A 25,049-nucleotide genomic window follows, 5' to 3' on the forward strand; every position below is an offset into this window, starting at 1 on the left:
GAGGAAGCAGGGAGGCAAGCGCCCGATCCAACTGGACCAGGCGCCTGCAACGTCAGGCGCGCTGCTGCGGGCGCATGTCGGCGCGGTCGATGCCCGCAACGGGCACCGGCTTCTTCATGGCGTCGCGGCGGAAAGGTTCGCCGAGTTCCTGGTTCAGCACGACCTCGATAAAGGTGGTTTGACCGTTCATCTGGTCCTCGATCGCTTGGCTCAGGGCTGCAGTCAGCGCTTCGGTGGAATCCACCTGGACGCCTTTCAAACCGCAGCCTTCTGCAACCTTGGCGTAGCTGAGGTTGGGGTTGAGTTCAGTGCCAACGAAGTTGTTGGAGTACCACAGCGTCGTGTTCCGCTTTTCCGCACCCCACTGATAGTTGCGGAAGATCACCATGGTGATCGCTGGCCAGTCCTTGCGGCCAATGGAGCCCATCTCGTTCATGGAAATGCCGAAAGCGCCGTCGCCGGCAAAGCCGACCACTGGCACATCCGGGCAGCCGATCTTCGCGCCCACGATGGAGGGGAAACCGTAGCCGCAAGGCCCGAACATGCCGGGCGCCAGGTATTTGCGGCCTTGGTCAAAGCTTGGATACGCGTTGCCAATCGCGCAATTGTTGCCGATGTCGGTGGAGATGATGGCTTCGCGCGGCAATGCGGCCTGGATGGCGCGCCAGGCCTGGCGCGGCGACATGCGGTTCGGTTCCCGGTTGCGGGCGCCTTCGTTCCATTCGGTGCCCGGATCGTCATCCTCGTGGTCGAGCGAGGACAGGAGCTGCAGCCAGGCCGAGCGCGTTTGGTGAATGGTGGCCTTGCGCTCCTCCCGGCCGGTGTCGCCGGCCTCTGGCGAAAGCTGCGCCAGGATCTGTTGTGCAACCTGCTTGGCGTCGCCGCAGATACCGACGCTGACCTTCTTTGTCAGGCCGATGCGGTCGGCGTTGATATCGACCTGGATGATTGCGGCGTCCTTCGGCCAATAATCGATGCCATAGCCCGGCAAGGTCGAGAACGGGTTGAGGCGGGTACCGAGCGCCAACACGACGTCGGCCTTGGCAATCAGCTCCATGGCGGCCTTGGAGCCGTTGTAGCCGAGCGGGCCGACGGCCAGGGGATGTGTTCCAGGAAAGGCGTCGTTGTGCTGGTAACCGCAGCAAACCGGCGCGTCCAGGCGCTCGGCAAGCGCCATCGAGTCTTGAATGGCGTTGCCGATCACCACGCCGGCACCGTTCAGGATCACCGGGAACTTTGCCGATGACAAAAGCCGGGCGGCTTCCGTGATCGCCTCCGGTCCACCCGCCGGACGTTCGAACCGCACGATCCTGGGCAGCTCGATGTCGACCACCTGTGTCCAGAAATCGCGCGGGATGTTGATCTGAGCCGGCGCGCTGCCGCGCCAAGCCTTTTCGATCACCCGGTTGAGCACCTCGGCGATACGAGAGGGGTCGCGCACCTCTTCCTGGTAGCAGACCATGTCCTTGAACATGGCCATCTGCTCCACTTCCTGGAAACCGCCCTGGCCGATCGTCTTATTGGCCGCCTGGGGTGTGACCATGAGCAAGGGCGTGTGGTTCCAGTACGCAGTCTTCATCGCGGTGATAAAGCCGGTGACGCCCGGACCATTTTGCCCGATCGCCATCGACATGGTGCCGGTTGCGCGGCTGTAGCCGTCTGCCATCATGCCGGCATTGGTTTCATGGGCGCAGTCCCAGAAGCTGATCCCAGCCTTCGGGAACAGGTCGGAAACCGGCATCATCGCCGAGCCGATGATGCCAAAGGCATGTTCGATGCCATGCATCTGCAGGACTTTGACGAAGGCTTCTTCCGTGGTCATTTTCATGGGTAGGGTCTCGTTCTCAGTTCAGAGGGACTGTTGAAGGGCGACGCCGGTCGTGGCGGGCAAGGCGAACTTGCTCGGTGGAGGGTTTGATCAGCATCGCGGACACCATCGAAACAACCGCGGCAAACACGACATAGCCGGCCAGCAGCCACGGTTCTCCGCCACCCCAGTCGAGAAGGTAGGTTGCGATGATTGGCGTGATGCCGCTCGCGAAGATCCCGGAGAACTGGTACACGAACGAGATGCCGGTGTAGCGAACCCGGGCGTGGAACAGGTCGGAGAACAGCGCTGCTTCCGGGCCATAGCACATGGCATAGATGATGCCGAATGGTACGATCAGCCCAAGTGCTACCCAAACGAGGTTGCCGCTGTCCATCATCATGAAGGCCGGGTAGGTCGAAAGCGCCAGAAGCAGGCTACCCACGGCGTAGGTCTTCGGCCGCCCCCAGCGATCAGACAGCGCACCGAAAAGCGGGATGGCCGCGATCATTACAAGCGCAGCGACGCAAACGAGAACCAGCGCCGTGGTACGCTCGATCTGGACATACTTCGACAGGTAAAGAATGGAAAAAACGGCGAAAACGTTGAAGAACACGCCGTCGATGTAGCGCGCGCCCATGCCAAGAATGATGTTTTTCGGATAGGTGCGGATCAGTTCGACGAAGGGGATCTTCACCTCTTCGCGTTCCTGTTTAACCGCAACGAAGTCCGGCGTTTCGGCGACCTTCAGTCGGATGTAGAGGCCGACGATGATGAGCACGATGGAACCAATAAAGGCCGTGCGCCAGCCCCAGGCCATGAAGGCCTCGTCCGGCATCAGGCTGAGCAGAGCAACCACGCCCGAAGAAAGGCACAGGCCAATGGCGAGGCCGATCTGCGGAATGGAGGCATAAAAGCCGCGCTTGTGTTCCGGCGCGAACTCATAAGCCATCAAGACCGCACCACCCCATTCGCCGCCAATCCCGATGCCTTGCGCGATACGTAGGATGAGCAGCAGGATGGGTGCGGCAACGCCGATCTGTTCATAGGTAGGCAGCAAGCCGATCAGAACAGTGGCAACACCCATGATGAGGATGGTGAGCACAAGCATCTGCTTGCGCCCGATCTTGTCTCCGAAGTGCCCGAACACGACGCCGCCGAGTGGACGCGCCACGAAGCCAACGGCAAAGGTCGCGTAAGCGAGGACGATCGACACCAGCGGGTCGCTTGCCGGGAAGTAAAGCTGATTGAAAACGATGCCGGCGATCACGCCGTAAAGGAAGAAGTCATACCACTCAATCGTCGCCCCGATCAGCGAGGCCATGACGACCCGCTTCACTTCCCGCTCTCTTTCCAGTTCTGCACTGTTCGACATGGTTTCCCTCCCCAATGTCCGTTTACTTGCGAAGATGGTCTGCTAGTTTTTCCCCGATCATGATCGCCGGCAGGTTGGTGTTGCCCGAAACGATGCGCGGCATCACCGAGCAATCCGCGATCCAAAGTCCTTCAAGTCCGCGCACCTTCAGGTTGGGATCGACCACAGCCCCTGCATCGTCTGCCGGTCCCATCCGGCAGGTGCTGGTCGGATGGAAGATGGTTGCGCCGTTTTGGCGGGCGAATTCGAGGATTGACGCGTCGTCCTGCGCCGCATCGCCTGGCAGGATCTCGGCATCAACGATGCCGCGCAGCGGCCCCGTTCGCGCAATGCGGCGCGCGAGCTTGATGCCCCCTATTGCCACCCGCCGGTCGAGTTCCGCTTCGAGATAGTTCGCGTTGATCAAGGGCTGCGCCGCAGGATCAGCCGAGGCCAACCGAATGGTGCCGGTGCTTTCCGGACGCAACTGGCACACTGACATGGTGAAGCCGGAATATGTGTGGACCTTGCCGCCAGCCATGTCGGCCGAAAGCGTTGCGACATGGAACTGGACGTCCGGCCGATTGGCGCCAGGCATGACGGAAGCAAACATCCCGCCCTGGTTGATGCCCACGGCCAAGGGACCGGTTCGCGTCATCAGCCACTGCAGCCCGATCTTCATCTTGCCGAACAGGCTGTTGAGCTGGTCGTTGGTGCTGATCGGCCGGTTGCAGCGGAAGATCAGCCGGAATTGCAGGTGATCCTGTAGATTGGCGCCAACACCCGATAGATCGTTCAGAACAGGGATCCCATGATCCTGGAGATGCCCAGCCGGCCCGACGCCGGAGAGCATCAGGAGCTGCGGCGTGTGAACCGCGCCCGCGCTCAGCACGACCCCGCGGCGGGCTGTCAGGCTGCGTGCCTGCCCGCCGCTGAGGTAATCAACCCCCGTCGCGCGCCGACCATCGAAGCGGATGCGGGTGACCCGTGCATCCGTCAGGATGTCTAGGTTCTTGCGTTTGCGCGCCGGGCGCAGATATCCAACGGCGGCGCTGCTGCGCAGGCCCTTGCGGGTGGTCAGGTGGTAATAACCTGCTCCCTCCTGTGACGGGCCATTGAAGTCGTCGTTGCGCGGAATGCCAACCGCGTTGGCCGATTGGATGAAGGCTTCGATCAGCGGATGCTTGTGGCGGATGGCATCCACGCTGATCGGTCCACTCTTGCCATGAAAGGCCGGGTTGGCATCCGAATTGAAGTGCTCCAGACGCTTGAAGTACGGCAGCACGGAGCGATAGTTCCATTGCTCGCCCCCGTAGTTTGCCCACTCGTCGTAATCGGCTGCTTGTCCGCGAATGGCGATCAAGCCGTTGATGGCGGACGATCCACCAAGCACCTTGCCACGCGGCCAGTAGATGCGGCGGTTGCCCATATTTGCATCCGGCTCGGTGAAGAGCTTCCAGTTAACGCGCTCGTCCCACATCGTTTTTCCGTAGCCGAGCGGGAGATGGATCCAGGGGCTGGTGTCTTTCGGTCCCGCTTCCAGCAGGGCAACGCGATATTTGCCGCCTTCGCTCAAGCGGGCCGCAACGGCACAGCCGGCAGAGCCGGCGCCAATGACGATGACGTCATACTGCGCTTCATTCACTGGTCGTTCCTCCCGAACAGCAGAAGGCAATTCGAAAGCAGGTCTCGTCAAAGGATCTGCAGAAGAAAGTCTCATTCTATGAGACATCTTGAAAAACAGTCCGGTAAATGCCACTGGTCGCGGAAGATGCATCTCAGCTGGTGAGATTTTCTGATGAAAGACGCTCCGGAGAATGCTTCGTCGGCTGTTACCCGCAGCCTGAATCTCATCGAAGCGATCGCTTTGGCCGCACGGCCCATGAAGCTCACTGAACTCGAAGCCACCAGCAATCTGCCTAAGGCTACGCTGCACCGGCTCTGCCACCGACTCGCAGCGGAGGGATTTCTGTTTCGCGAGCCTGGTCGCCGGCACTATTCGGCTGGTCCACGTCTTATTAAGATGGGGCTGAGCATCGTCGGCGAGGGTGTCAGCACCCAAAGACATGTCATCCTGAGGCAAGTGGTGGAGGCCACCGGCGAGACCTGCAACTTCGTGACCCGTAGCGGCTCGGAGGCGATCTATCTGGCGCGTGTTGAGTCGAAATGGCCGCTGCGGGTCCATCTGGAGCCCGGCTCCCATGTTCCGCTTCATTGCACGGCAAGCGGCAAGCTGCTGATGGCCCACATGGACGAGCAGGCGCGTGACAAGCTGTTCGCCACGCTGACGCTCGACGCGCAGACCCCTGCAACGCTCACCTCTCGCGAAGCGCTGGAAGCCGAGTTTGCCCAGATCCTGCGCGACGGCTACAGCACCGACCAAGAGGAATTCATGATCGGTCTGATTGCCATTGCGGTGCCGGTTCTCGACCGCAACGGTCGCGTGGTGGCATCGCTCGCCTGCCATGCGCCGGTAGCCCGATTGTCGCTCGACGCGGCAAAGCGCTATCTGCCAATGCTCCAGGCTGCATCGCGCAAGCTGGCGCAAACCTTCTAGCCGCATCCGAGCCAAACGGGCCGGGGCGGTGCCCGGCTGCAAGGGCGCGGTGGAGGTCACGCCTCAGAGGACCTCGTCCTTGAGGTAGTACCAGCGGTACATTCCCCATTGGCCAAGCCGCCGGAACGGTGTCAACGGGCCATGACCTGGCAAGGCAGAGGTGAAGATCGGCAGATCGAGTTCGCCACCTTTGCCTGCAACCAGCTGCGCAAGCCGGCGTCCGGCCTGCGCCGAATACATGACGCCATTGCCACCATATCCCATAGCGTAGAACAGCTGTTGCGCGGGATCAGGCTGGAAGATGCGTGGCATCATATCGTGGCTGACATCCACCCAGCCCCACCAGGAATAATCGACCTGGATATCCCGGAGGGCCGGGAACTTGCGGTGGAGTCCGGCCAGGAGAAGGTCGTAGTGTTTCCGATTGGCTGCGTCTCGGCCCGTGATGGCGCTGCGGCTGCCGATCTGGACGCGGTTGTCGGGCAGCAGCCGATAATAATGGCGCAACGTGCGCGTGTCGGTGAGCGGGATCATGGTGCGGAAGTTCAATCCCTCGCGCTCCGAAGCGGTCAGCGGGCGCGTCACCAAGGAGTTCGAGAGGATCGGCATCAGCCGGTGGCGGGTGAGCGGATGGAGACCGGGCGAGGTGTAGCCGGCCGTCGCGAAGCATACGGCACGAGCCCGAACGATCCCGCCCGGCGTGACGAGGCGAAAGCCCTGCTTGTCCCGGATGCACTGCGTCACCGGGCTTGACGTGTGGACCTTTGCGCCAAGCTTGCGCGCAAGCTTGAGATAGCCGAAGGCGAGCTTGGCGGCATGGATGCTCATCCCGTCCGGCTCAAACATTGCACCCTGCGCTTCAGCATCGTGCACATAGTCGGCGTGAACTTCCGCACGGCTGACCAGCTTTGCCTTGTAGCCGAACACCCGGTTCAGGAGATCCACTTCCTTGGCGAGAACCGGCATCACCTTGTCACGGTGGGCGATGTAAAGGTGCCCGCCGTCCTGCGGATCACAGTCAATTTCTGGCGCGCGGATCAGGTCGCGAAACAAATCAAAGGCTTCGACGATCTCGACGTGCAGCTTCTTTGCGACATCGACGCCCCAGCGCTCGATCCACTGAGAACGCTTCAAGCGGCCGGACGAAAGCTGCGCCTGGCCGCCATTGCGGGTTGAGCAGCCCCATGCAACCCCGTTCGCCTCCAGAACGGTGGCTTTGATACCATGGTCACGAGCCAGATGAATGGCGCAGGACAGGCCGGTATAGCCGGAGCCGATCACCGCCACGTCGACATCCATGTCAGCGGACACCGGCCCGTCGTCTTCCGGAGGCGTTCCGGCCGTCGCGATCCAGTATGTCGGGGCGTATTCCTTCCCGTGGCCTGGGTGAGGCGCATGGAGGGGATCATAGGCAGGATCAAATGGGCGCCTTGCCTGGACTGCCGAAATGCTGCTGTTCATGATCCTCCTCCCGCAGACGGCGTTAGGCTGCAGCAGCCGGGATCACCGGCCGGTTCTTCCGGAACGCCTGTTTGCGCACGATCTTGCCGCCCTGCAGCGTGAACAGGTCGCAGCCTTGGGCTTCAACACGGCTGCCGTCCTTGGCAGTTCCCTTGAAGGTCCATTCTGAGACGCCGCGATCGCCGGCGAGGAAGTGCGTGTGATCGGCCCATTGCGCGTCAGGCATGGCCGTCCATACGCCCGTGAAAGCGGCGGCGATCGCGTCTTTCCCTTGGAACCGCGTGCCGTAAACTTCCGCTCCGCCGATGGCATCGAAGGTGCAGGCGTCATCGAAGAAGCGCATGATTCCCTCGATGTCGTGCCGGTTGAAGGCATCGAAAAGATCGGACAGATCCGTGGCGTTGCTAACGGTCATGGCGTGGGTTCCTTGTTTTGAGGGAGCCGGACGCGCGCCTTCAGGCATGGCTCCGCAGGTGCTGCTGCAGCGCGCGTTTATGTTGAGGTGAAAAGACCGGATCAGCGAGGCGGGGCGTTGGCCTGGCGGATACGCCCCGACATCAGACCTTGCCTTTCCACGGGATGAGCATCTTCTCGAGGTAGCGGATCAGGAGGTCAAAGGCGAAGGCGAACACACCGATCACGATGATGCCCATGATCACGGTTTCGCTTGCCAGAAACTCGGCCGCGTTCAGCACCATGAAGCCGAGCCCGCGGTGAGCGGCCACCATCTCGGCAGCAACCAGAGTGGTCCACCCGACGCCGATGCCGATCCGCATGCCCGTGAAGATCTCAGGTAGCGCCGCTTTTAAGATCACATGCGTGATCACCTGGCTGCGTGTGGCACCCATCGCATAAGCGGCATGCACCTGTTCAGTGGACACGGAGCGCACGCCGGCACGCGCAGCGATCGCCAGGGGCGCGAAAATCGCGAGATAGATCAGAAAGACCTTTGGAAATTCGCCGATGCCGAGCCAGATGATGATCAGCGGGAGGTAGGCGAGCGGAGGCAGGGGGCGGTAGAACTCGATAATCGGATCGAACAGGCCGCGCACGACCCGATTGACGCCCATCAGGATGCCGATGGGAACCGCGGTCACCAAAGCAAGAGCGAAAGCGCCAAGAACACGGCCGAGGCTTGCAAGCGTATGTTCAAGTAGTGTCGAGTTCGAAACGCCGTCCGTCATCGCCGCCAGGAATTTGTTCCAGACGGTGAAAGGGGAGGGCAGAAACAAAGGCTTTACCCAGCCCATCTCGGTGATCAGTACCCAACACGACAGAAGCACCAGGGCTGTGACGAGACTGATGAGGCCGCTTTGTCCTTCACCCGGCGCGCCATAGACTTTGCCAGGCTTCGAGGCTTTCGCTCGCGTCAACTGGTCAAGCATGGATCAACTCCGGGTTGCCGGACTGCAGTTCGTCGCCATAGATGATGCCGAGTACCTGCTCTCGCATGGCGATGAAGTCGGGGCTGGACTTGATGGCGCGTGCATTGCCGTTTTCGAGAAAGCGTCGATTGAAGTCGAGCTCATAGGTGTGAGTGATGCGACCCGGCCGCGGCGACATGACGATCAGGCGGGAGCCCAGAAACAAGGCTTCTTCCACACTGTGCGTAATAAAGAAGAACATCTTGTTCGTGACGCTCCAGACCTTGAGCAGAAGCTCCTGAATGGTTTCGCGGGTGAGCGCGTCGAGGGCGGCCATCGGCTCGTCCATCAAAAGCATCGCCGGATCGCAGGTGAGGGCACGTGCAATGCCGACGCGCTGCTGCATGCCGCCTGACAGGTGGTAGATCATGTGGCGGTGAAAATCCTGAAGGCCAACCAGCGCCAGATTGTCGGCGGCGCGCTTGCGCCGTTCCGCGCGATCAACGCCGCGCAGCTTCAAACCAAATTCGGTGTTGTCGATCACATTGAGCCACGGCAGGAGCGCGTGCTTCTGGAAAACAACGCCGCGATCGGCGCCGGGACCGGTGACTTGGCGCCCGCCAAGCGTGATCTCACCCGTGGTGGGAGCCATGAAGCCGGCCATTAGGTTCAGCAGCGTGGTCTTGCCGCATCCGGATGCACCCAGCGCCACCACGAAGTCGCCTTTGGCTACTTCCAAGTCGACGCCTTTTAGCGCCACAACCGCCTGGTCGGAATAAAGCCCCGGATAGGTGAGGCTGACATCGTTGACTTTGAGACTTTCCATCGCTCGGGCCTTTCGCGGCAGCGTATCCAAGGGCGAGCCAGATCGCTGGCCGGTTGCCCGGCCAGGCAGGTCTGGATGCTCGCTTCAGAACTTACTTCGCTGCTTCGGCGGCGTAGGTCGTGTTCACGAACGGCGCGTAATCGTCGAGCGCCGTGTCGATCTGCTTCTGTTCAACGAGGAACTTGGCGCTTTCACTCAGGGCGCGCTGCGCACCCCCGCCGAGCCACGCGTCGGAGGCCTGCTCGTCCGCATTGGGGAAGCTGAGTAGGTTGAGCGCCTCGACCGCACCTGCGCCGTCGCCGCCAATCATCTTGACGATGCCCTGAACCTGCGGCGAGTCCGCTGTCCATGCAGCCTTGTTGGCATTGTAGTCCGCGTAGGACTCGGCCAGCACCTTCGTGAAGGCTGCCATGAACTTCGGGTTTTCTTCCGCGAAGTCCTTCGACGCAACCAGGCCGTCGAAGGTTGGTACCGATGCAGCTCCGATCTGTTCAGAATCGGCGATAACCTTGCCGTTCTTCATGAGTTCGCTGAGCGCCGGAGGCCAGACATAAGCGGCGTCGATGTCGCCACGCTGCCAAGCGGCGACGATCTGCGGCGGCTTCATGTTAAGGATTTCCACTTCGCGCGGATCTATTTTCCAAACCTGGTCCAGACCAACAAGCAGATGGAAGTGCGACGTCGAAACAAACGGAACGCCGACCTTCTTGCCCTTGATGTCCTCAGGCTTCTCGATCCCTGAACCTTCACGCGCCACAAGCGCTTCGGACTTGCCGATGTTGTCGAGGATCCAGAACAATTCGAGGTCGACGCCGCGGCTTGCGGCAGAAGCCGTTCCCGTGGAGCCGAGCACGCCGATCGGAACATCGCCGGATGCAAGCGCGGTGGAGATGTCGCCGGCCGAGCTAAACTGGCGCCAGTCGATGGTGTAGCCAGCTTCCTTGGCGGCGGTATCAAACCGGCCGTCAGCGATTGCAGTGATGAACGGCCCCACGATCTGCTGGTAGCCCACCACCACGGTTTCTTGTGCATTCGCGCTGCCGGCGAATGTGCCCACGGCAATCGCCGCTGCATAGGAAAGTGCCTTCAGTCCCTTAAAAAGCATCATAGTTCCCCATTGTTTTGATGATCCTCCGACGTTGCGGATCTCGTGTCAGCTTCAGCTGATCTTTGCCCGACCGGAAGATTAGCCGAGGCATCGATATTGCTTTATAGCCAGCTGCAGACTTGAATATATCCAGTTTGGGATGGGAGGTACAAAGAACGAATGGCGCGTTTGACTGCCTCGGAAACGATCTTTTTTCTAAAAAGAGGCGAAGGAGGAAGTCTCCAGTCGCAGATCCGCGAAATGATCGTTTCGGCCGTTCTGGAAGGGCGGCTGTTGCCCGGCATGCACTTGCCCTCGACTCGCCGGCTCGCAGAATACCTAAACATCTCCCGCATCACGGTGACGCTCGCCTACGGAGAACTCGTGGTTCAAGGCTACGTCGAAGCGGTTAGCCGCAGCGGGTTTCGCATTGCCAGCAATCCGCCGACCAGTCTTGCCGAGCCGGAAGCTGTTGCCTCGCCCACGCAGCCTATCGATTGGGGCAAGAAAATTACGCGTAGCTTCATCATGGCCAAGCAGATGCGCAAGCCGCTCGACTGGCGCCGCTACCCCTATCCGTTTCTTTACGGCCAAATGGACCCTTCGCTGTTTGATCTCGCGGCCTGGCGCGATTGCGCGCGCCGGGCGCTCGGCAGGGGTGACTTCGAGATGATGGCGGGGGATTTCGCTGCCGCAGACGACATGCAGCTGATCGACTATATCCGTTCGCGGACGCTGCCCGGCCGAGGCATTCGCGCCAGTCCCGATGAGATCCTGGTTACGGTGGGGGCGCAGAACGCGCTTTGGATTGTCACCCAACTGCTTTTGCGCACCGGCAGCCATGCAGCCTGCGAAAACCCTTGCCATCCCGACATCAGCGCAACGCTCCATTTAAGCGGTGCGCGCGTGTCCGCCATCGACGTGGATGCGGACGGACTTTGTCCCAACGCGCTCCCCGCCGGCATCGACGCCGTTGTTGTTACGCCTAGCCACCACTCCCCAACGGGCGTCACCATGCCGCTGGACCGTCGCACCCGGCTTTTGGAAGCCGCGGCACGCGACGACTTCGTGATCGTGGAAGATGACTACGAGTTCGAGATGAGCTACGTGGCGCCGCCTTCGCCGGCGTTGAAGGCGTTTGATCGAACAGGCCGGGTTTTCTATATCGGCAGCTTCTCCAAGTCGCTGTTTCCGGGCTTGCGTTTGGGTTACCTCGTGGCGCCGGCACCGGTGATCCGCGAAGCGCGCGCCTTGCGAGCCTTGATGCTGCGCCATCCGCCGGGTCATCTCCAGCGCACCGCGGCTTATTTCCTGGCGCTTGGTCACCATGATGCGGTCTTGCATCGCATGCGCCTCGAATACCATCAGCGGCACATAGCCATGACCCAAGCTCTACAACGGGAGGGGCTGACGATCGCAGGGTCCACAGCCTTCCGAGGCACGTCCTTCTGGATCGAAGGGCCGGAAGGCCTGGATGCCGACCGATTGATGGAAGAACTGCGGGAACAAGGTGTGCTGATCGAGTCAGGCTCCCCCTTCTTCCAGGGCGAGAAAATGCCCTGCCGCTATTTCCGAATGGGATTTTCCTCCATCCTGCGCGAGCAGATTGCGGAAGGGGTTCGGCGAACGCGCGTGGGAGTAGAGGCCCTGCGCTGCGAACCCAGGGCAGACAGGTAGCGACACTGACGTACGCCGTCCCCAGCCAGACACCTGCACTGCTTCGTCAGCGGCCTCAAGGCGACTTAGCGCGAAGGATGGTCTTCGACTGGGGAACAGATCCATCTCAATTCGTAAGCAGCTTGCCAAACGCACTATCCGATATATCATCGCTCACTAAGGCTTGAGGCGAGCTCACTTCCGGAACGCTTTCTCAACAAGCAGCAGCTCGATGCGAAAGCCGCAGCAAGACAAACGAAGAAGCGCTTTGAACAAGATGTCTTCTTCCAATCAAAAGATGATAAGAGGAGAACGCAAACATGAAGAACGGCAGTATCTCGCGACGCGATCTTCTGCGTGCGAGTGCAAATCTGGGGATCGCTAGCTTCGCGCTGTCGCTCGGCGCAACTTCCGTGGCGACCGCGCAGGAGAAGCGCGTCGTTCTCGGTCATTTCGCATCCGCAAACCAGCAGAACTATGCCAAAGCGACAGGCTCAATGCAGGCTGCTATGGGCTCCGACGTGGCGGTTGATTTCGTTGGTGTCAGTGCGGGTCCCCAGATCCTGACCGCCATGGCCGCTGACAGCATGGACTTGTGCAATATGGGCTCCAGCCCGATGCTGGTCGGCTTCGCGCAGGGGCTTCCGGTCTCGATGGTCTACGTCCACAAGATTGTGAAAGACGGCGAGGCGCTCGTCGTTCGTGAAGGATCAGGTATTTCCACTTTGGAAGACTTGAAGGGCCGCAAGATCGGCTGCCCCTTCAACACATCAGTTCATTTCGCGCTGATCGCCGCCCTTCAGAGCGTGAACCTGACCCCAGCTGATGTTGAGCTTATCAATCTTCGCCCAGACGCCACGCTGGCAGCCTGGCAGCAGAACGCGATCGATGCAGCCTACATCTGGCACCCTGTGTTGGGAACGCTGCAATCCGAGGGGGGCTCTGTCATCTTCGAGACTGGAGATCTTGCATCCCAGGGGATCCTCATCTTCGATGCCATCGTGTGTCGCAATGCGTTCAAGGAGGAGCATCCCGACCTCGTTCTCGCCTACTTGAAGGAACTCGCCCGCATCAACGAGATCTACCGCAGTAAGCCTGAGGAGATCGCGGATACGATGGCGCCCTTCCTGCAGATCCCGCGAGAAACGGCGCTCCTGGTCGCACGAACCACGCACACGATCACTCCGGAGGAGATGCTCACTTCTGAATGGTTGGGTCAGCCAGGCTCCGATGAATCCGGCGTCATCACCGCATTGAAGAAGCAGGTTCAGTTCATGGTTGACACTGGACAGATGCCGAACCCGCCTTCGAATCTGGCCAAGTTCATCGACAGCTCCTTCGTTCAGAAGATGGTCAGCTAAGCTGTCTCCATCCTCTCGTCGGGGCTGCGAAAAGCGGCCCCACTACGCTTTCGAGGGACTGACCGAGGAGCCCTGTGATGATGATTGAGCCGATCGACTTACGTCAGCCACGGCATGGGACACCACCCAAGCTACAGGTGGAACAACTCTCCAAGTCATTCGGCAGTTCATCGGGCTCCGTGCAAGCGCTGGCTCCTTTTGACCTCTCCGTTGAGGCTGGGGATTTCCTTTGCGTGGTTGGACCGTCGGGGTGTGGCAAGACAACCTTGCTCAACATCGTGGCGGGTTTCGAGAGCCCAACATCCGGTTCCGTCTATGTTGATGGCAAACCTGTGACTGGTCCAGGCGCCGACCGCGGAGTCGTGTTCCAACAAGGCGCACTGTTCAACTGGATGACCATCCTAGACAATGTCGCTTTCGGACCTCGTTCAACTGGCTTCTCGCAATCTGTCGCGCGGCAGAAGGCAATGGAGCTCCTCGAACTTGTCGGACTATCCGCTTTCGCCAAGAAGTACCCGTACCAGCTTTCGGGTGGCATGCAGCAGCGGGTCGGTATTGCGCGTGCATTGGCAAATAACCCGCAGATGCTGCTGATGGACGAACCATTCGCCGCCCTTGACCAGCAAACGAGGGAACTTCTTCAAGAGGAGATACGCTCGATCTGGCAGCGAACCAACAAGACGATTTTGTGGATCACGCATTCCATTGAGGAGGCTCTGCTCCTCGCAACGCACATCATCGTCATGACGGCTCGTCCTGGCAGAACAAAGGCATCCTTTGTTTCGCCCTTCGCGAGGAGCAGCGATCCTCATGTGGCGTCCTCGATGGAGTTCGCTGCTGCCAAGCGAACCATCTTTCAGTTGCTTCGCGGAGAAGCGAAGCAGGCGCAGCAAATGGAGGAGGTGCCATGACTGCGGCCACCCACAAGCTCGCCGAACTTGATGATGTAACGGTGCAGCACATCCTGGGTCGACGAGATCGTCGCCTGACGTTCCTGACCTTCGCCGCGATACTTGGCGTTTGGACCGCTGTCACCGGGTCGGGTCTATGGGAGCCGCTGATCCGTCCAATGTTCCTGCCGTCCCCGGTCGCTGTGGCTGAAACGTTTTGGCAGCTCCTTCAAACCGGTTATCAGGGAAGATCTTTGGCACACCACGTTGCGGTGAGCCTCTACAGATTCGCAACGGCTTTCCTCATCTGTATCTTGGTCGGAGTTCCTGTCGGGCTTCTGATGGGCACGAGCCGTCGCATCCGCGCCGTGGTGGAACCGCCGATCCAAGCCATTCGTCCCATCCCGAAGCTCGCCTTGCTGCCGCTGTTCTTGATCTGGTTTGGCATCGGCAACCTGTCGAAGATCATCGTAATCGCCGCGCCAGTTTTCCCGCTTATCGCGATAAGCTCCATGCAGGCCGTGCGATCTGTGAGCGCCAAGAAGATCCAAGCGGCTCAGTCTCTTGGCGCCTCCCGCTTCACCATCTTCAGGCGCATCTTGCTTCCGGCAAGTCTGCCTGGAATTTTCACTGGGATCAGAGTCTCGATCTCAATCGGTGTTACCATGCTCGTAGGAGCAGAGCTCACGGCGACGTCAGACGGGATCGCGTGGATGGCTCTCACCGCCGCCGAATATCTTATGACCAATGTGGTTCTCGTCGCGGTGTTGATCATGGCGCTGCTCGGCTATGGGCTGGATCGCTTATTTCTTCTGATCGAGACTTCGATCGTCCACTGGACTGGCAAGGATTGATCTGCGCAGGCCCGGATGAAGCACCAACAAGTTGCGTTTCGTGCGCCGTGGCAGCATACCCTGCGGCCAGAATCCTAGCGGCAGTGTCTTCATGAGCGGACCCAAAGAGATACCTCCCGAAGGCGTTAGCCGTGGCGCAACGCTGACGGAGCAGGTCTATTTGCAACTCCGCAACGGGCTGCTGCGAGGCGATTGGAAGCCGGGGGACAAGATATCTGCGCGTTCCCTCAGCCGCTCGCTGGGGGTGAGCCTTACGCCCAGTCGGGAGGCCATTGCCTATCTGGCCAATGAAGGAGCGATCCATGTCTCGGACACGCGGATGTACTCCATACCCGAGCTGGATTGGCAGCAATATGAAGAGATTACGCGCATCAGGATCCAACTCGAGCCTATGGCGACCCAGATGGCCGTGGAAGCAGCGGCGAGTGACTTCGTGGAGCAACTGGAACAGATCAACGAGGATCTGAAGCAGAGGATCAAGGCAGAAGATTTCGACGCGGGTTTAAGGCTCGACTCGGATTTCCACCTGACCATCTACGATGCTGCTGGCTCTGCCGTGCTGCGGCGTTTAATCGACACCCTCTGGCTTCAAATTGGACCGACCAGAACACGGCTCTCGCACGAGTACCGTCGTCGTCTTGTCGGTTACGAAAACCATCGAGCCGTGATCGCAGCTTTCAAAAAGAACGACGCTTCTGCCGCAGCTGAAGCCATGCGGCGCGACCTACGACAAGGTGCGGACGCCATCATCACGGTTTTGAAGAATACGCCACCGCAAAGCGACTGAGGCTCGATACGCCGGTCAGCAGATCCTGCAACTCATCGCCTCCTAGCACTTCAGGCGGCTTCGCCCAGCGCTACTGCAGGCCGAAATCCGCCAGTCGCTTGTAGAGATAGGATCTCGAGATATCGAGTTCGCGCGCAACCTGCTTCTTGTTGCCGTTGAACTTCTTCAACGCGGCCGCGATAGTGTTGCGTTCAAGCTGAGCGATCTGGTCGGCCAGCGTGTTCCCCTCTCCACTTGGCACGAACGAAGACGAAATGTCCGCGGTAGGAAAATCGTCTTGATCCCGATGGTCGATCTTGAGGTCTGCTGGTGCAATAAACCCGGTGGAATTGAAGATCGCCGCTCGTTCCAGCTGATGTTTCAATTGGCGGATGTTGCCGGGCCAGGTCCCGGTCTGCAGATACTGGACTGATTCTGTTGGAAGCTTGCAGACGTCCCGATCGTGCCGCCTTGCGAAATCCGTCAGGAACTGTTCGCTCAAGAGGGGAATGTCATCAAGACGTTCGCGCAAGGGCGGGACGCGCAGAACCACCGGGCTGATGCGATAGAAAAGATCCAGCCTGAACTGGTTCTGGGGGATCATGTCCTCCAGGTCGCGGTTTGTGGCCGACACGAGCCGGAAATCCACCTTGATGGGCTTGGTCCCGCCAAGCTTTTCCACGGAACCGTCTTGAAGCACGCGCAGCAGTTTTGCCTGCACATCCAGGGGCATGTCGCCGATCTCATCGAGAAAGAGCGTGCCGCCATTCGCCTGCTCAAACTTGCCCAGATGCCCCTTCTGGTTTGCACCGGTAAACGCGCCGGCCGAATAGCCGAACAGCTCGCTTTCTACCAAGGTCGCAGGAAGGGCGGCTGCGTTGATCATCACCATGGTCTTCATGCGGCGAGCGCTCAGCCGGTGAATGGCCTGCGCGACGAGTTCCTTGCCCACGCCGCTTTCGCCGACAATGAGCACCGGCACGTCCAAAGGAGCGACGCGCACGATGTCCTTCTTGAGGTGGATCATCTGGCTGCTTTGACCGATGATGCTGTCGAGGCTGTAGTCTTGCCGACGCATCGCTTCGGCTTCCCGCTTGTAGAACGCGACCTCGTTCTCGAGCGAATTGATGCGCTGGTTGAGCTCATCCAATTGTCGAGGACCCTTGAACATCACGCGGCCAATGGCACCAACAACTCGTCCGTCGCGAAAGATCGGCGTCCGGCTGACCACCCGATCATTCCCCTGCATTTTCTGGATGTGTCCAACCTCCGCTTTCCCGCTTTGGACGATCGTGTGCAGCCTCGTGTTCTCGATCACCTTCTGAACGGGCAGGCCGAGCGCTTCGCCGCGTCGATGGTTGAAGAACTGCTCGTGGATGGGCGAGATGAAGCGCAGGATGGCTTCATGGTCGACAACGGTCATTCCATCAAAAGGATTGCTCAGAAGGTGCTCGAAGATGTCGAAGGCGAAGTCGACCGCCGCGATGAAATCGAAAACGACGTCACCGGCACCTTCATAAAGCAGGAGAAGTGCACCGTCCTCCACCTTCCGCCACAGGACGGTCAGCTTGCGATCCTTCAACGAAAGCACGCCTAGGCGCTTGCGTTCGATTTCAGCGATCCAGTCCCGATCCGTCGCGAGGCGGCGAACCACGGCGTCGTTACCCGAACCCGTGGCGTAGACGATCTCGCCAGCCGAGTTCAGGACAAGAAGGGATGCCGGCAGCGTCGGCTGGCCAGCAGGTGTAGTCTTGGTGGACATGGAAAGCCTTTCAGTGCAGCGGAGGGATACACCGAAAGCGGTCCTTCGCAAACTGTAGCACGGGAGGCAGCGGTATAGCCTGTTGGCATAGGACTTGCTGAGTGGTCTGTGTACTCGCAAGCAAGTGACCAGCATGCCCCTTAGCAACCACTCTGCCGACCTCCATGATACAAGCCAGCTGCCTTTGGCTACCTTGCCGGTTGTCAAGCCGGCTGAAGGCGTCAAGCTGCTGAACGGCGTCAAGGTGGTTGACCTCACAACCTCCATTGCCGGTCCCTACGCATCGATGTTGCTGGCTGACTTCGGGGCCGAGGTCATCAAGGTCGAGCGGCCGGAAGGAGACGATGCCAGAGGCTGGGGGCCGCCGTTTTTAAACGGAGAATCTCTGTGGTTCGCAGCCGTGAACCGCAACAAGAAGAGCGTGGTGCTTGATCTCGGCCAGGACGGGGATCGCGCTCGTTTGAAAAAACTCGTCGCCTCCGCGGACGTGTTCATTACAAACCAACCCCCCTCGGTTCAGAAGAAGCTGGGGCTTGATCACGCCTCCATCACCGCGATGCGAGAGGACATCATCTTTACCTCGATCACCGGCTTCGGACTGGATGGGCCGCGTGCCGACCTGACCTGCTATGATCTGATTGCGGAAGGCTATTCCGGGATCATGGATCTGACGGGTGAAGCTGGTGGTACAGCACAAAAGATCGGCGCACCGGCAGCCGACATGCTGGCGGGGCAGGATGCTGCAATGGCAACCATGGCCGCTCTTTATGATCGCGCGCGAACCGGAACGGGCCGCCGCATCGATGTTTCGCTTGTGGAAAGCATGACACGCTTCCTGTCGTGCCGGATTGTCCCTTATCTCGGCTCTGGCGAGGTTCCTACTCGATCCGGCGGTACCGACAGCGTTATTGCCATCTACCAGGTTTTCGAAACTGCGGACGAGCCGCTCACGCTTGGCCTGGGCAACAATGCGATCTGGCAGCGTTTTTGGAGCGCATTGGGCGAGCCAGACTATGCAGCGCGACCAGAGTTTGCGAGCAATGCGTTGCGGCGCCAGCATCGGGCGGCGATCGTTGAGCGCATACAATCGATCTTGAAAACCGCACCACGCGCGCATTGGCTCTCGCTTTTCGCCGAAGCACGTGTCCCTGCGGGGCCGATCAATGGCGCCGATGCAGTGGCTGCGGACGTCGAACTGCAGCAGCGCGGCCTCTTCTACGCGCTGGACGACAATGGTCGCCTGGTTCCACAGGTAGGGCTTGGTATCCACATCGATGGTGACCCTGGCAGGGCGCGGTCGGCTCCTCCCGGGTTGGGGCAACACTCCGCGGAACTGCTGCGGTAGATTTGCACCGGCAGCACGCCGGGTCGGAAAAAGTATGGAGGAACAGATCATGACATACAGCGAGATATTGTACGTTGAAGACGGCCCGATCGGGACGCTGACGCTCAATCGACCCGACAACGGCAACATGTTCACGGAGACCATGTGCCATGAGATCCGCGATTGCATCGAGAAGGTGCGTCGCGAAACGCGAACCCGCGTGTTGGTACTGACCGGCGCCGGCGATCGCTTCTTCTGCATCGGCGGCCAAAAGGACGGCATGGAGAAGACCAAGCTTTATGCGGGGGTTCTGCCGACACTGGAGATGTATGAGGCGATCGACCGGCTACAGAAGCCTGTGATCGCCAGCGTCAATGGTTTTGCCGTGGGCGGCGGAAACGTCCTTCAGATGGTTTGCGACCTCACCATTGCAAAGCAGAGCGCCGTGTTTCGACAGGTGGGCCCGATGATGGGGTCATTCGATGCCGGCTATGGCACCTGGTACCTGGAAGACCTCGTCGGAAAAAAGCGCGCCAAGGAAATGTGGTACGCGAACCCGAAGATCAGCGCGGCGGAAGCCAAAGAGATGGGCCTCATCAATCGGGTGGTTCCCGATGCGGAACTGGCAGAGCGGACTCGCGAGTTCGCCCTCGAAGTTGCTGATCGCGGCGCGTTTGCGCTCGCTTCCATCAAGGGCGCCTTCAATGCCCGTCACGGCGGCGTCAGCGGCCTGTCGCGCGTCACCCATGATCTCCTTTTGTCGCAATATCTCGGCACCGAAGAAGCAGAGGAACTGAAGGAAAGCTTTGCCGGAAAGCGTAAACCCGACGCTTCGAAGTTCGGCCACTGACGGTAACGTAATGCGGCCTTTTCTGACCCTCCACGATCCCGCGCGCGCGGCAGCCTGGTACGAAGCCGGCCTTTGGACGAGCGACACCTTCTATTCCCTCATGGCCGATCATGCCGCAAGGCGACCGGATGCGATCGCCCTGCGGGACGGGCATGAAGCGCTCAGTTGGGCCGAGCTCAAGCAGCGCGTCGACGCGCTTGCTGCCGACTTCGAGGATCTCGGGCTGGTGGCAGGAGACCGGGTGTCATTATGGCTATCGAACCGCCTTCACGTGCACGTGGCTTTCCTCGCCTGTTCCCGCGTCGGTATTGCTTGCAATCCGTCGCTCCATCGCACGTATACCTGCGGTGAGATCGTCGAACTGGTGACACGGCTTGGCAGCGCCGCGCTGATCACCGAAGAAGGGTGGGGCGCCGATCGCGGGAACCACGATCTCCAGGCGATGCTCAGTGCGCTTCCTTTCATGAAGCGGGTCTACGACATCGCGGACCTTCCGCGCACCGGGCGGGAACCGTCTGGTCCTCCGCACGCCAATCCGGATACCGTCGGGTATCTGGCTTTCACATCCGGTACGACCGGCAAGCCGAAATGCGTCATGCATTCTGCCAACACCTTGCTGGCGAACGCGCGTGACCTGGTGCGTGACTGGTCTGTTGGTGAAGACGCGGTGATCCTGTCGCTGAGCCCGCTCTCGCATCACATCGCCTGGGTGGGGGTCGGTCAATGGCTGACCAGTGGCGGCCTGTTTGTCACGGATGATCCACGTCCGGGCATGAGTCGCCTCGACTGGATCCTGGAAACAGGGGCGACCTATGTGCTGGGCGTCCCAACACATGCCATGGACATCCTGGAGGAACAAAAGAAGCGGGGCATCACTAAGCTCGGCAAGGTCGAGATGTTCTACATGGCGGGCTCTCCGATCCCCTCCGTTGTCGCAGAAGCTTTCGTTCTTCAAGGCGTGACGCCGCAGAACATCTACGGGATGACTGAAAATTCCTCTCACCAATACACCCATCCCGATGATGCCCAGGATATCTGGGTTTCGACCTGCGGGCGTGGCGGCCCCGCCTACGAAGTTGCCATCTTCGATCCTGAAAACGAGGAGCGCCGGCTTGGCCCCGGTGAAACAGGACAGATCGGAGGACGAGGCGCCGCGCTGATGCTCGGCTACTTCGACAACCAGTCTGCCACCGAAAAAAGCTTCAACCGTCAGGGCTGGTTCATGTCCGGCGATCTTGGATCGATGGACGACCGAGGCCACCTGAAAATCGAAGGGCGGCTGAAGGACCTCATCATCAGAGGCGGCCACAACATCTATCCGTCCCGAATCGAAGCTTTGGCCGTGTCGCACGTCAAGGTGGCAAAGGCAGCGGCCTTTCCGGTTGCGGATGAACGACTGGGCGAAAAGGTGTGCCTCGCCATCCTGGGAACAGCGGAGGCTGACGAGGTGCTGGCGCATCTGGCAGCCGAGGGGCTGTCGAAGTTCGACATGCCGGAATGGTTCCTGCGTATGGATGCGCTTCCGCTGACACCGAGTGGCAAGATCCTGAAGCGCGAGCTGATAGCGATGGTTCAGCGCAGTGAACTGACGCCGCAGCCGGTGCGGTATGTGGCTCGTAAGGAACATGCGTGATGGCGGTGACCTTGAAACGCGACGGCGATTTTGCCGTCCTCACCCTTGATCGTCCGGAAGCACTCAACGCATTGTCGTTCGCCATCATCGGGCAGATCGGCGAAGCGCTGGATGCCGTCGCCGAAGACAGAACAGCACGGGCCCTGCTGATTACGGGAGCGGGCGACAAAGCCTTCTGCGCCGGAGCGGATATCAAGGAGCTGCGCAGCCGTTCCCTGGTCGACCAGAAGCGCGGTGCCGAACTCGGTCAGCGCGTGTTTGCGAAGCTGGACGATCTGCCGATCGCTTCGGTCGCGCTTGTGAACGGCTATGCATTCGGCGGCGGAATGGAACTGGCGCTCGCTTGCACATTCCGGCTCGCGTCTGCGAATGCGAAATTCGGCTTGCCTGAGGTCAAGCTCGGCCTCATTCCGGGTTATGGCGGCACCCAACGCTTGCCGCGCCTCGTCGGCGAAGGACGGGCTCTGGAGATGATCCTGAGCGGCCGAACTGTCGACGCAGGGGAGGCGGAGCGGATGAACCTCGTCAACAAGCTGATCGAGGATGATCTTCTGGAGGCCGGCAAGGCGTTCGCATCGACCTTCACGCGCTACAGTCTGCCGGTTTTGAACTTCGCGCGTCGAGCAGTGCAGCGGGCTCACGACTTGCCCTTGCATGAAGGCCTGCGGGTGGAAGCGGAACTCTCGACACTCGCCTACCGCACCGCGGATGCGGAGGAGGGCATGGAAGCCTTCGAACAGAAACGCAAGCCGGAGTTCCGTGATGCCTGAAGGGACAATCATCGTCACAGGAGCGAGCAAGGGCATCGGCGCAGCAATCGCAGCCGACCTGGCAAAGCGCGGCTACGACCTCGCCTGCTTGTCCCGGTCGGGGTCCGCTTCCGTTGGAAGCGGATATGCCTGTGACATGACCGACGAAACCGCCGTCAAAGAAACCTTCGCGAAGATTGCGTCGGGGAGCAGGCTGGTTGGACTGGTCAACAACGCCGGCGTTCATCTGGGTGGCTCGACCGCAACCCTTCAAACGGCTGAGTTCGAAAAGGTCATGGCGTTGAACGCCACGGCCGTGATGGTGGCGGCGCGGGAGGTCTATCCACACCTGAAGGCGCACGGCGGCATGATCATCAACATCGGCTCGTTCTTCGACAAGCTGGGCGTGCCGGACAACCTGGCTTACTGCGCTTCAAAGGCAGCGGTTGCCGCGATGACCCGCTGCATGGCAGTGGAATGGGCAGACGACGGCATTTCGGTCGTCAATATTGCACCGGGCTACATCGAGACGGATCTTAATCGTGACTTCCTCGCCCGCGAAAAAGTGCGCCGCTGGATGGAAACACGGATACCCGTGAAACGGCCGGGCAGTTCCGAGGAAGTTGCGCGCCTCGTAGGCGCGGTTTTCGCCGAGCGCATCGGCTTTCTGACCGGCGAAACCATCTACATCGACGGCGGACAGGGGATGAACCACTGATGAAATTGCTTGAGCAAATCGACCGTCGCCGCATGTGGAGCGATGACGAGCGCATGATTCTGGATGCGGTTCAGCGCGTGGTCGATACCGTCGTGGCGCCAAATGCAGCCCGTTATGATGAAAGCGGCGAGTTTCCCTGGGAAAACATCGAGGCGATCAATGAACTGGGCCTCAACGGCCTGTTCGTTCCGGCTGCATTTGGCGGCACGCCGATGCCGTTTCGGTTGTATCTTGAGGTCGTGTCGCTGCTTTCCGAGGCTTGCGCTTCAACCGGCATCATTTACGCAACGAACTGCCACGGCATGAAGCCGCTGATCGACTTTGGCAGCCAAGATCAGCGCGAGCGCTTGCTGCCCCGGATCGCCGAGGGCGGCCTCGGCGCGCTGGCTATCACCGAGCTAACGGCGGGCTCGGACGCCACAGGGATGAAGACGCGCTTCACTCCAGATGGCGACGACATCGTGGTCAATGGAGGCAAGGTCTTCATTACCAACGGCGACGTCGCCGATCTAATGCTCGTGTTCGGCAAATGGTCTGAGATCGACGACCCAAAGAAATCCATCTCCGCTCTGGTTCTGGAAAAAGACACGCCGGGCTTCTCCGTCGTCAGCAAGGAACGGAAGATGGGGCACCGCGCTTCCTCCACTTGCGCACTTTCGTTCGAGAATATGCGCGTCCCGCGCGCCAACCTGCTGGGCGAACCGGGCGAGGGGCTGTCGATCTTGTTGGCTTCGCTGAACAAGTCGCGGCCCTCCGTGGCAGCGCATGCGCGGGGCATCGCCCGCGCGGCCCTAAAGGACATGGTCGCCTATTCCAATCAGCGCAGCCAATCCGGCAAGAGAATCATCGAGTTCCAGGCCAACCAATTCACGCTCGCCGACCTTGCATCCGAGCTGGCGTTGATCGAGCAGTGGATCGACTATGTCGCGGCCCTGGTAGACGACGACGTGGCGGACTTCGGCGTCGAGGCCTCGTTGGCCAAGCTGCGAGCGTCTGATCTCGCCATGCGGATGAGCACTGAATGCGTGCAGTTCCTGGGCGGCTACGGCTATTGCAGCGACTACCGAGCCGAGCGCCTCATGCGTGATGCCAAGATCACCCAGATCTGGGAAGGCACCAACCAGGTCCATCGCCAGCTCATCGGACGGAGCTTCAGAACATCATGACGACGTCGATCAAGGTTGTGGCGGTCTGCGGGGCAGGCGGCACGATGGGAGCTGGTATTGCCCTTGTGGCCGCCCGCGCCGGTTTCCGCACGTTGTGCTATGATACTCAGGACGCAAGCCTCGCGGGCGCTCGCAAGCGCGCCGAACGCTTTTTCAGCAAGTCGGTCGAGCGTGGCAAGATGACCGCGGAAGACCGCGAAAGCGCGCTGGCTAATCTCGTGGACACGACGGATCTTGGTGCGCTGGCCGAAGCGGACCTGGTGATCGAGGCGATCTTCGAAAGCCTTGAAGCCAAGCAAACGCTGTTTGCCAAGCTCGACGCCGTGTGTGCCCCCCAGGCGATCTTCGCTTCCAATACTTCGACCCTGTCGATTACGGAAATCGCCTCCGGCTGCGGGCGTGAAGACCGTGTTGTCGGCATGCATTTCTGTTTGCCAGCCGAGATGATGAAGCTGATCGAGATGTCGCGGGGGATCAACACATCCGATGCGACGTTCGAGACGGCTTGGGGGTTTACGCTTGCCGCTGGCCAGAAGCCCGTGGAAACACAGGACAAGCCTGGCTTCATCCTCAATGCTTTGCTTGTGCCCTTCAACAACGACGTCATCCGGGCCATCGAAGCAGGGTTGACCACTCCGGCCGAAATCGACACCGCCATCAAGGTGGGGCTTGGCTACAAGATGGGCCCCTGCGAACTGCTCGACCTGATCGGACTCGATACGCAGGTACGGCTTTGCGAAGCCTTCTACCCGGTCACGCTTGATCCGAGAGCTTCCGCTCCGCCTTTGCTGCGCCGGATGGTGGCGGCGGGTCGCCTGGGCAAAAAATCCGGCGGCGGATTCTACAACTACGAACAGCAGTAGG

The 25,049-nt window shown here is 60.2% G+C and carries 22 protein-coding genes; 13 read left to right on the forward strand and 9 right to left on the reverse strand.

Annotated elements, in window-relative coordinates; all coding sequences use genetic code 11:
• Positions 1 to 52: 52 nt before the first annotated feature.
• From xsc to J5Y06_RS15400, 3 genes are read right to left on the reverse strand one after another with little or no spacing between them, the layout of a single operon-like run.
• A complete protein-coding gene (xsc, locus tag J5Y06_RS15390) occupies positions 53 to 1,828 on the reverse strand; it encodes a sulfoacetaldehyde acetyltransferase (protein WP_209336081.1) in 1,776 nt (591 codons plus the stop codon).
• 16 nt (positions 1,829 to 1,844) lie between these two features.
• Complete coding sequence (locus tag J5Y06_RS15395) at positions 1,845 to 3,182, reverse strand: MFS transporter (RefSeq protein WP_209336082.1); 1,338 nt, start codon at positions 3,180 to 3,182, stop codon at positions 1,845 to 1,847.
• A 22-nt stretch (positions 3,183 to 3,204) separates the two neighbouring features.
• Positions 3,205 to 4,806 carry a GMC family oxidoreductase gene (locus J5Y06_RS15400; RefSeq protein WP_209336083.1) on the reverse strand — a complete coding sequence of 534 codons (1,602 nt, stop codon included), beginning with the start codon at positions 4,804 to 4,806 and terminating at the stop codon, positions 3,205 to 3,207.
• Between the two features lie 153 nt (positions 4,807 to 4,959).
• Between J5Y06_RS15400 and J5Y06_RS15405 the strand changes: the two genes are divergently transcribed.
• Positions 4,960 to 5,718: an IclR family transcriptional regulator gene (locus J5Y06_RS15405; RefSeq protein ID WP_209336084.1), complete on the forward strand. Its 759-nt coding sequence runs from the start codon at positions 4,960 to 4,962 to the stop codon at positions 5,716 to 5,718.
• 63 nt (positions 5,719 to 5,781) lie between these two features.
• On the opposite strand, the gene J5Y06_RS15410 is transcribed toward J5Y06_RS15405, so the two are convergent.
• From J5Y06_RS15410 to tauA, 5 genes are all read right to left on the reverse strand, one after another.
• The gene (locus tag J5Y06_RS15410; RefSeq protein ID WP_209336085.1) at positions 5,782 to 7,179 is read right to left on the reverse strand and encodes an NAD(P)/FAD-dependent oxidoreductase; all 1,398 of its coding nucleotides are present in this window, start codon (positions 7,177 to 7,179) and stop codon (positions 5,782 to 5,784) included.
• 22 nt (positions 7,180 to 7,201) lie between these two features.
• Complete coding sequence (locus tag J5Y06_RS15415; protein ID WP_209336086.1) at positions 7,202 to 7,594, reverse strand: nuclear transport factor 2 family protein; 393 nt, start codon at positions 7,592 to 7,594, stop codon at positions 7,202 to 7,204.
• Between the two features lie 142 nt (positions 7,595 to 7,736).
• Positions 7,737 to 8,564, reverse strand: coding sequence for an ABC transporter permease subunit (locus J5Y06_RS15420; RefSeq protein WP_209336087.1), 828 nt, complete (start codon positions 8,562 to 8,564; stop codon positions 7,737 to 7,739).
• Positions 8,557 to 9,369: a taurine ABC transporter ATP-binding protein gene (locus J5Y06_RS15425; protein WP_209336088.1), complete on the reverse strand. Its 813-nt coding sequence runs from the start codon at positions 9,367 to 9,369 to the stop codon at positions 8,557 to 8,559. Before J5Y06_RS15425 ends, J5Y06_RS15420 begins: the two co-directional genes overlap by 8 nt.
• Positions 9,370 to 9,460: 91 nt before the next feature.
• The gene (tauA, locus tag J5Y06_RS15430; protein ID WP_209336089.1) at positions 9,461 to 10,477 is read right to left on the reverse strand and encodes a taurine ABC transporter substrate-binding protein; all 1,017 of its coding nucleotides are present in this window, start codon (positions 10,475 to 10,477) and stop codon (positions 9,461 to 9,463) included.
• A gap of 159 nt (positions 10,478 to 10,636) precedes the next feature.
• Between tauA and pdxR the strand changes: the two genes are divergently transcribed.
• The 5 genes from pdxR (at position 10,637) to J5Y06_RS15455 (ending at position 16,004) form a co-directional block, all read left to right on the forward strand.
• Entirely contained in the window at positions 10,637 to 12,133 is a 1,497-nt protein-coding gene (gene pdxR, locus J5Y06_RS15435) for a MocR-like pyridoxine biosynthesis transcription factor PdxR (RefSeq protein ID WP_209336090.1), read from the forward strand.
• Positions 12,134 to 12,432: 299 nt separating this feature from the next.
• On the forward strand, positions 12,433 to 13,473 hold the full coding sequence (locus J5Y06_RS15440; protein WP_209336091.1) for a taurine ABC transporter substrate-binding protein: 1,041 nt from the start codon (positions 12,433 to 12,435) through the stop codon (positions 13,471 to 13,473).
• Positions 13,474 to 13,550: 77 nt separating this feature from the next.
• Entirely contained in the window at positions 13,551 to 14,384 is an 834-nt protein-coding gene (locus J5Y06_RS15445) for an ABC transporter ATP-binding protein (RefSeq protein ID WP_245247914.1), read from the forward strand.
• Positions 14,381 to 15,217, forward strand: coding sequence for an ABC transporter permease (locus tag J5Y06_RS15450; RefSeq protein WP_209336092.1), 837 nt, complete (start codon positions 14,381 to 14,383; stop codon positions 15,215 to 15,217). Before J5Y06_RS15445 ends, J5Y06_RS15450 begins: the two co-directional genes overlap by 4 nt.
• A gap of 91 nt (positions 15,218 to 15,308) precedes the next feature.
• On the forward strand, positions 15,309 to 16,004 hold the full coding sequence (locus tag J5Y06_RS15455; RefSeq protein ID WP_209336093.1) for a GntR family transcriptional regulator: 696 nt from the start codon (positions 15,309 to 15,311) through the stop codon (positions 16,002 to 16,004).
• Between the two features lie 70 nt (positions 16,005 to 16,074).
• Here the strand turns inward: J5Y06_RS15455 and J5Y06_RS15460 are convergent, their stop codons facing one another.
• Entirely contained in the window at positions 16,075 to 17,745 is a 1,671-nt protein-coding gene (locus J5Y06_RS15460; protein ID WP_245247916.1) for a sigma-54 interaction domain-containing protein, read from the reverse strand.
• A 133-nt stretch (positions 17,746 to 17,878) separates the two neighbouring features.
• Between J5Y06_RS15460 and J5Y06_RS15465 the strand changes: the two genes are divergently transcribed.
• From J5Y06_RS15465 to J5Y06_RS15495, 7 genes are read left to right on the forward strand one after another with little or no spacing between them, the layout of a single operon-like run.
• Positions 17,879 to 19,090, forward strand: coding sequence for a CaiB/BaiF CoA transferase family protein (locus J5Y06_RS15465; RefSeq protein WP_209336094.1), 1,212 nt, complete (start codon positions 17,879 to 17,881; stop codon positions 19,088 to 19,090).
• Between the two features lie 49 nt (positions 19,091 to 19,139).
• Entirely contained in the window at positions 19,140 to 19,919 is a 780-nt protein-coding gene (locus J5Y06_RS15470) for an enoyl-CoA hydratase-related protein (protein WP_209336095.1), read from the forward strand.
• Between the two features lie 10 nt (positions 19,920 to 19,929).
• Entirely contained in the window at positions 19,930 to 21,552 is a 1,623-nt protein-coding gene (locus J5Y06_RS15475) for a class I adenylate-forming enzyme family protein (protein ID WP_209336096.1), read from the forward strand.
• Positions 21,552 to 22,322, forward strand: a complete 771-nt coding sequence (locus J5Y06_RS15480) for an enoyl-CoA hydratase/isomerase family protein (protein WP_209336097.1) — start codon at positions 21,552 to 21,554, stop codon at positions 22,320 to 22,322. The genes J5Y06_RS15475 and J5Y06_RS15480 overlap by 1 nt, the downstream gene beginning before the upstream one ends.
• Positions 22,315 to 23,019 (forward strand): SDR family NAD(P)-dependent oxidoreductase, encoded by a 705-nt coding sequence (locus J5Y06_RS15485; RefSeq protein WP_209336098.1) that lies wholly within the window; start codon positions 22,315 to 22,317, stop codon positions 23,017 to 23,019. Before J5Y06_RS15480 ends, J5Y06_RS15485 begins: the two co-directional genes overlap by 8 nt.
• Positions 23,019 to 24,185, forward strand: a complete 1,167-nt coding sequence (locus tag J5Y06_RS15490) for an acyl-CoA dehydrogenase family protein (protein WP_209336099.1) — start codon at positions 23,019 to 23,021, stop codon at positions 24,183 to 24,185. The genes J5Y06_RS15485 and J5Y06_RS15490 overlap by 1 nt, the downstream gene beginning before the upstream one ends.
• A complete protein-coding gene (locus tag J5Y06_RS15495) occupies positions 24,182 to 25,048 on the forward strand; it encodes a 3-hydroxyacyl-CoA dehydrogenase family protein (RefSeq protein WP_209336100.1) in 867 nt (288 codons plus the stop codon). Before J5Y06_RS15490 ends, J5Y06_RS15495 begins: the two co-directional genes overlap by 4 nt.
• Position 25,049 lies beyond the last annotated feature (1 nt).

Origin of the sequence: Tianweitania sediminis, assembly GCF_017813335.1 — a bacterium.
Lineage (GTDB): Bacteria > Pseudomonadota > Alphaproteobacteria > Rhizobiales > Rhizobiaceae > Tianweitania > Tianweitania sediminis.

Bases quoted from the DNA above. Each gene is read 5' to 3' on its own strand.
- J5Y06_RS15480 (WP_209336097.1), top strand. From the start codon at position 21,552: ATGGCGGTGACCTTGAAACGCGACGGCGATTTTGCCGTCCTCACCCTT.
- J5Y06_RS15465 (WP_209336094.1), top strand. From the start codon at position 17,879: ATGCCCCTTAGCAACCACTCTGCCGACCTCCATGATACAAGCCAGCTG.
- J5Y06_RS15450 (WP_209336092.1), top strand. From the start codon at position 14,381: ATGACTGCGGCCACCCACAAGCTCGCCGAACTTGATGATGTAACGGTG.
- J5Y06_RS15455 (WP_209336093.1), top strand. From the start codon at position 15,309: ATGAGCGGACCCAAAGAGATACCTCCCGAAGGCGTTAGCCGTGGCGCA.
- J5Y06_RS15440 (WP_209336091.1), top strand. From the start codon at position 12,433: ATGAAGAACGGCAGTATCTCGCGACGCGATCTTCTGCGTGCGAGTGCA.
- J5Y06_RS15425 (WP_209336088.1), bottom strand. From the start codon at position 9,369: ATGGAAAGTCTCAAAGTCAACGATGTCAGCCTCACCTATCCGGGGCTT.
- J5Y06_RS15405 (WP_209336084.1), top strand. From the start codon at position 4,960: ATGAAAGACGCTCCGGAGAATGCTTCGTCGGCTGTTACCCGCAGCCTG.
- J5Y06_RS15495 (WP_209336100.1), top strand. From the start codon at position 24,182: ATGACGACGTCGATCAAGGTTGTGGCGGTCTGCGGGGCAGGCGGCACG.
- J5Y06_RS15410 (WP_209336085.1), bottom strand. From the start codon at position 7,179: ATGAACAGCAGCATTTCGGCAGTCCAGGCAAGGCGCCCATTTGATCCT.
- J5Y06_RS15445 (WP_245247914.1), top strand. From the start codon at position 13,551: ATGATGATTGAGCCGATCGACTTACGTCAGCCACGGCATGGGACACCA.
- J5Y06_RS15485 (WP_209336098.1), top strand. From the start codon at position 22,315: ATGCCTGAAGGGACAATCATCGTCACAGGAGCGAGCAAGGGCATCGGC.
- tauA (WP_209336089.1), bottom strand. From the start codon at position 10,477: ATGATGCTTTTTAAGGGACTGAAGGCACTTTCCTATGCAGCGGCGATT.
- xsc (WP_209336081.1), bottom strand. From the start codon at position 1,828: ATGAAAATGACCACGGAAGAAGCCTTCGTCAAAGTCCTGCAGATGCAT.
- J5Y06_RS15475 (WP_209336096.1), top strand. From the start codon at position 19,930: ATGCGGCCTTTTCTGACCCTCCACGATCCCGCGCGCGCGGCAGCCTGG.
- J5Y06_RS15460 (WP_245247916.1), bottom strand. From the start codon at position 17,745: ATGTCCACCAAGACTACACCTGCTGGCCAGCCGACGCTGCCGGCATCC.
- pdxR (WP_209336090.1), top strand. From the start codon at position 10,637: ATGGCGCGTTTGACTGCCTCGGAAACGATCTTTTTTCTAAAAAGAGGC.
- J5Y06_RS15420 (WP_209336087.1), bottom strand. From the start codon at position 8,564: ATGCTTGACCAGTTGACGCGAGCGAAAGCCTCGAAGCCTGGCAAAGTC.
- J5Y06_RS15415 (WP_209336086.1), bottom strand. From the start codon at position 7,594: ATGACCGTTAGCAACGCCACGGATCTGTCCGATCTTTTCGATGCCTTC.
- J5Y06_RS15395 (WP_209336082.1), bottom strand. From the start codon at position 3,182: ATGTCGAACAGTGCAGAACTGGAAAGAGAGCGGGAAGTGAAGCGGGTC.
- J5Y06_RS15490 (WP_209336099.1), top strand. From the start codon at position 23,019: ATGAAATTGCTTGAGCAAATCGACCGTCGCCGCATGTGGAGCGATGAC.
- J5Y06_RS15470 (WP_209336095.1), top strand. From the start codon at position 19,140: ATGACATACAGCGAGATATTGTACGTTGAAGACGGCCCGATCGGGACG.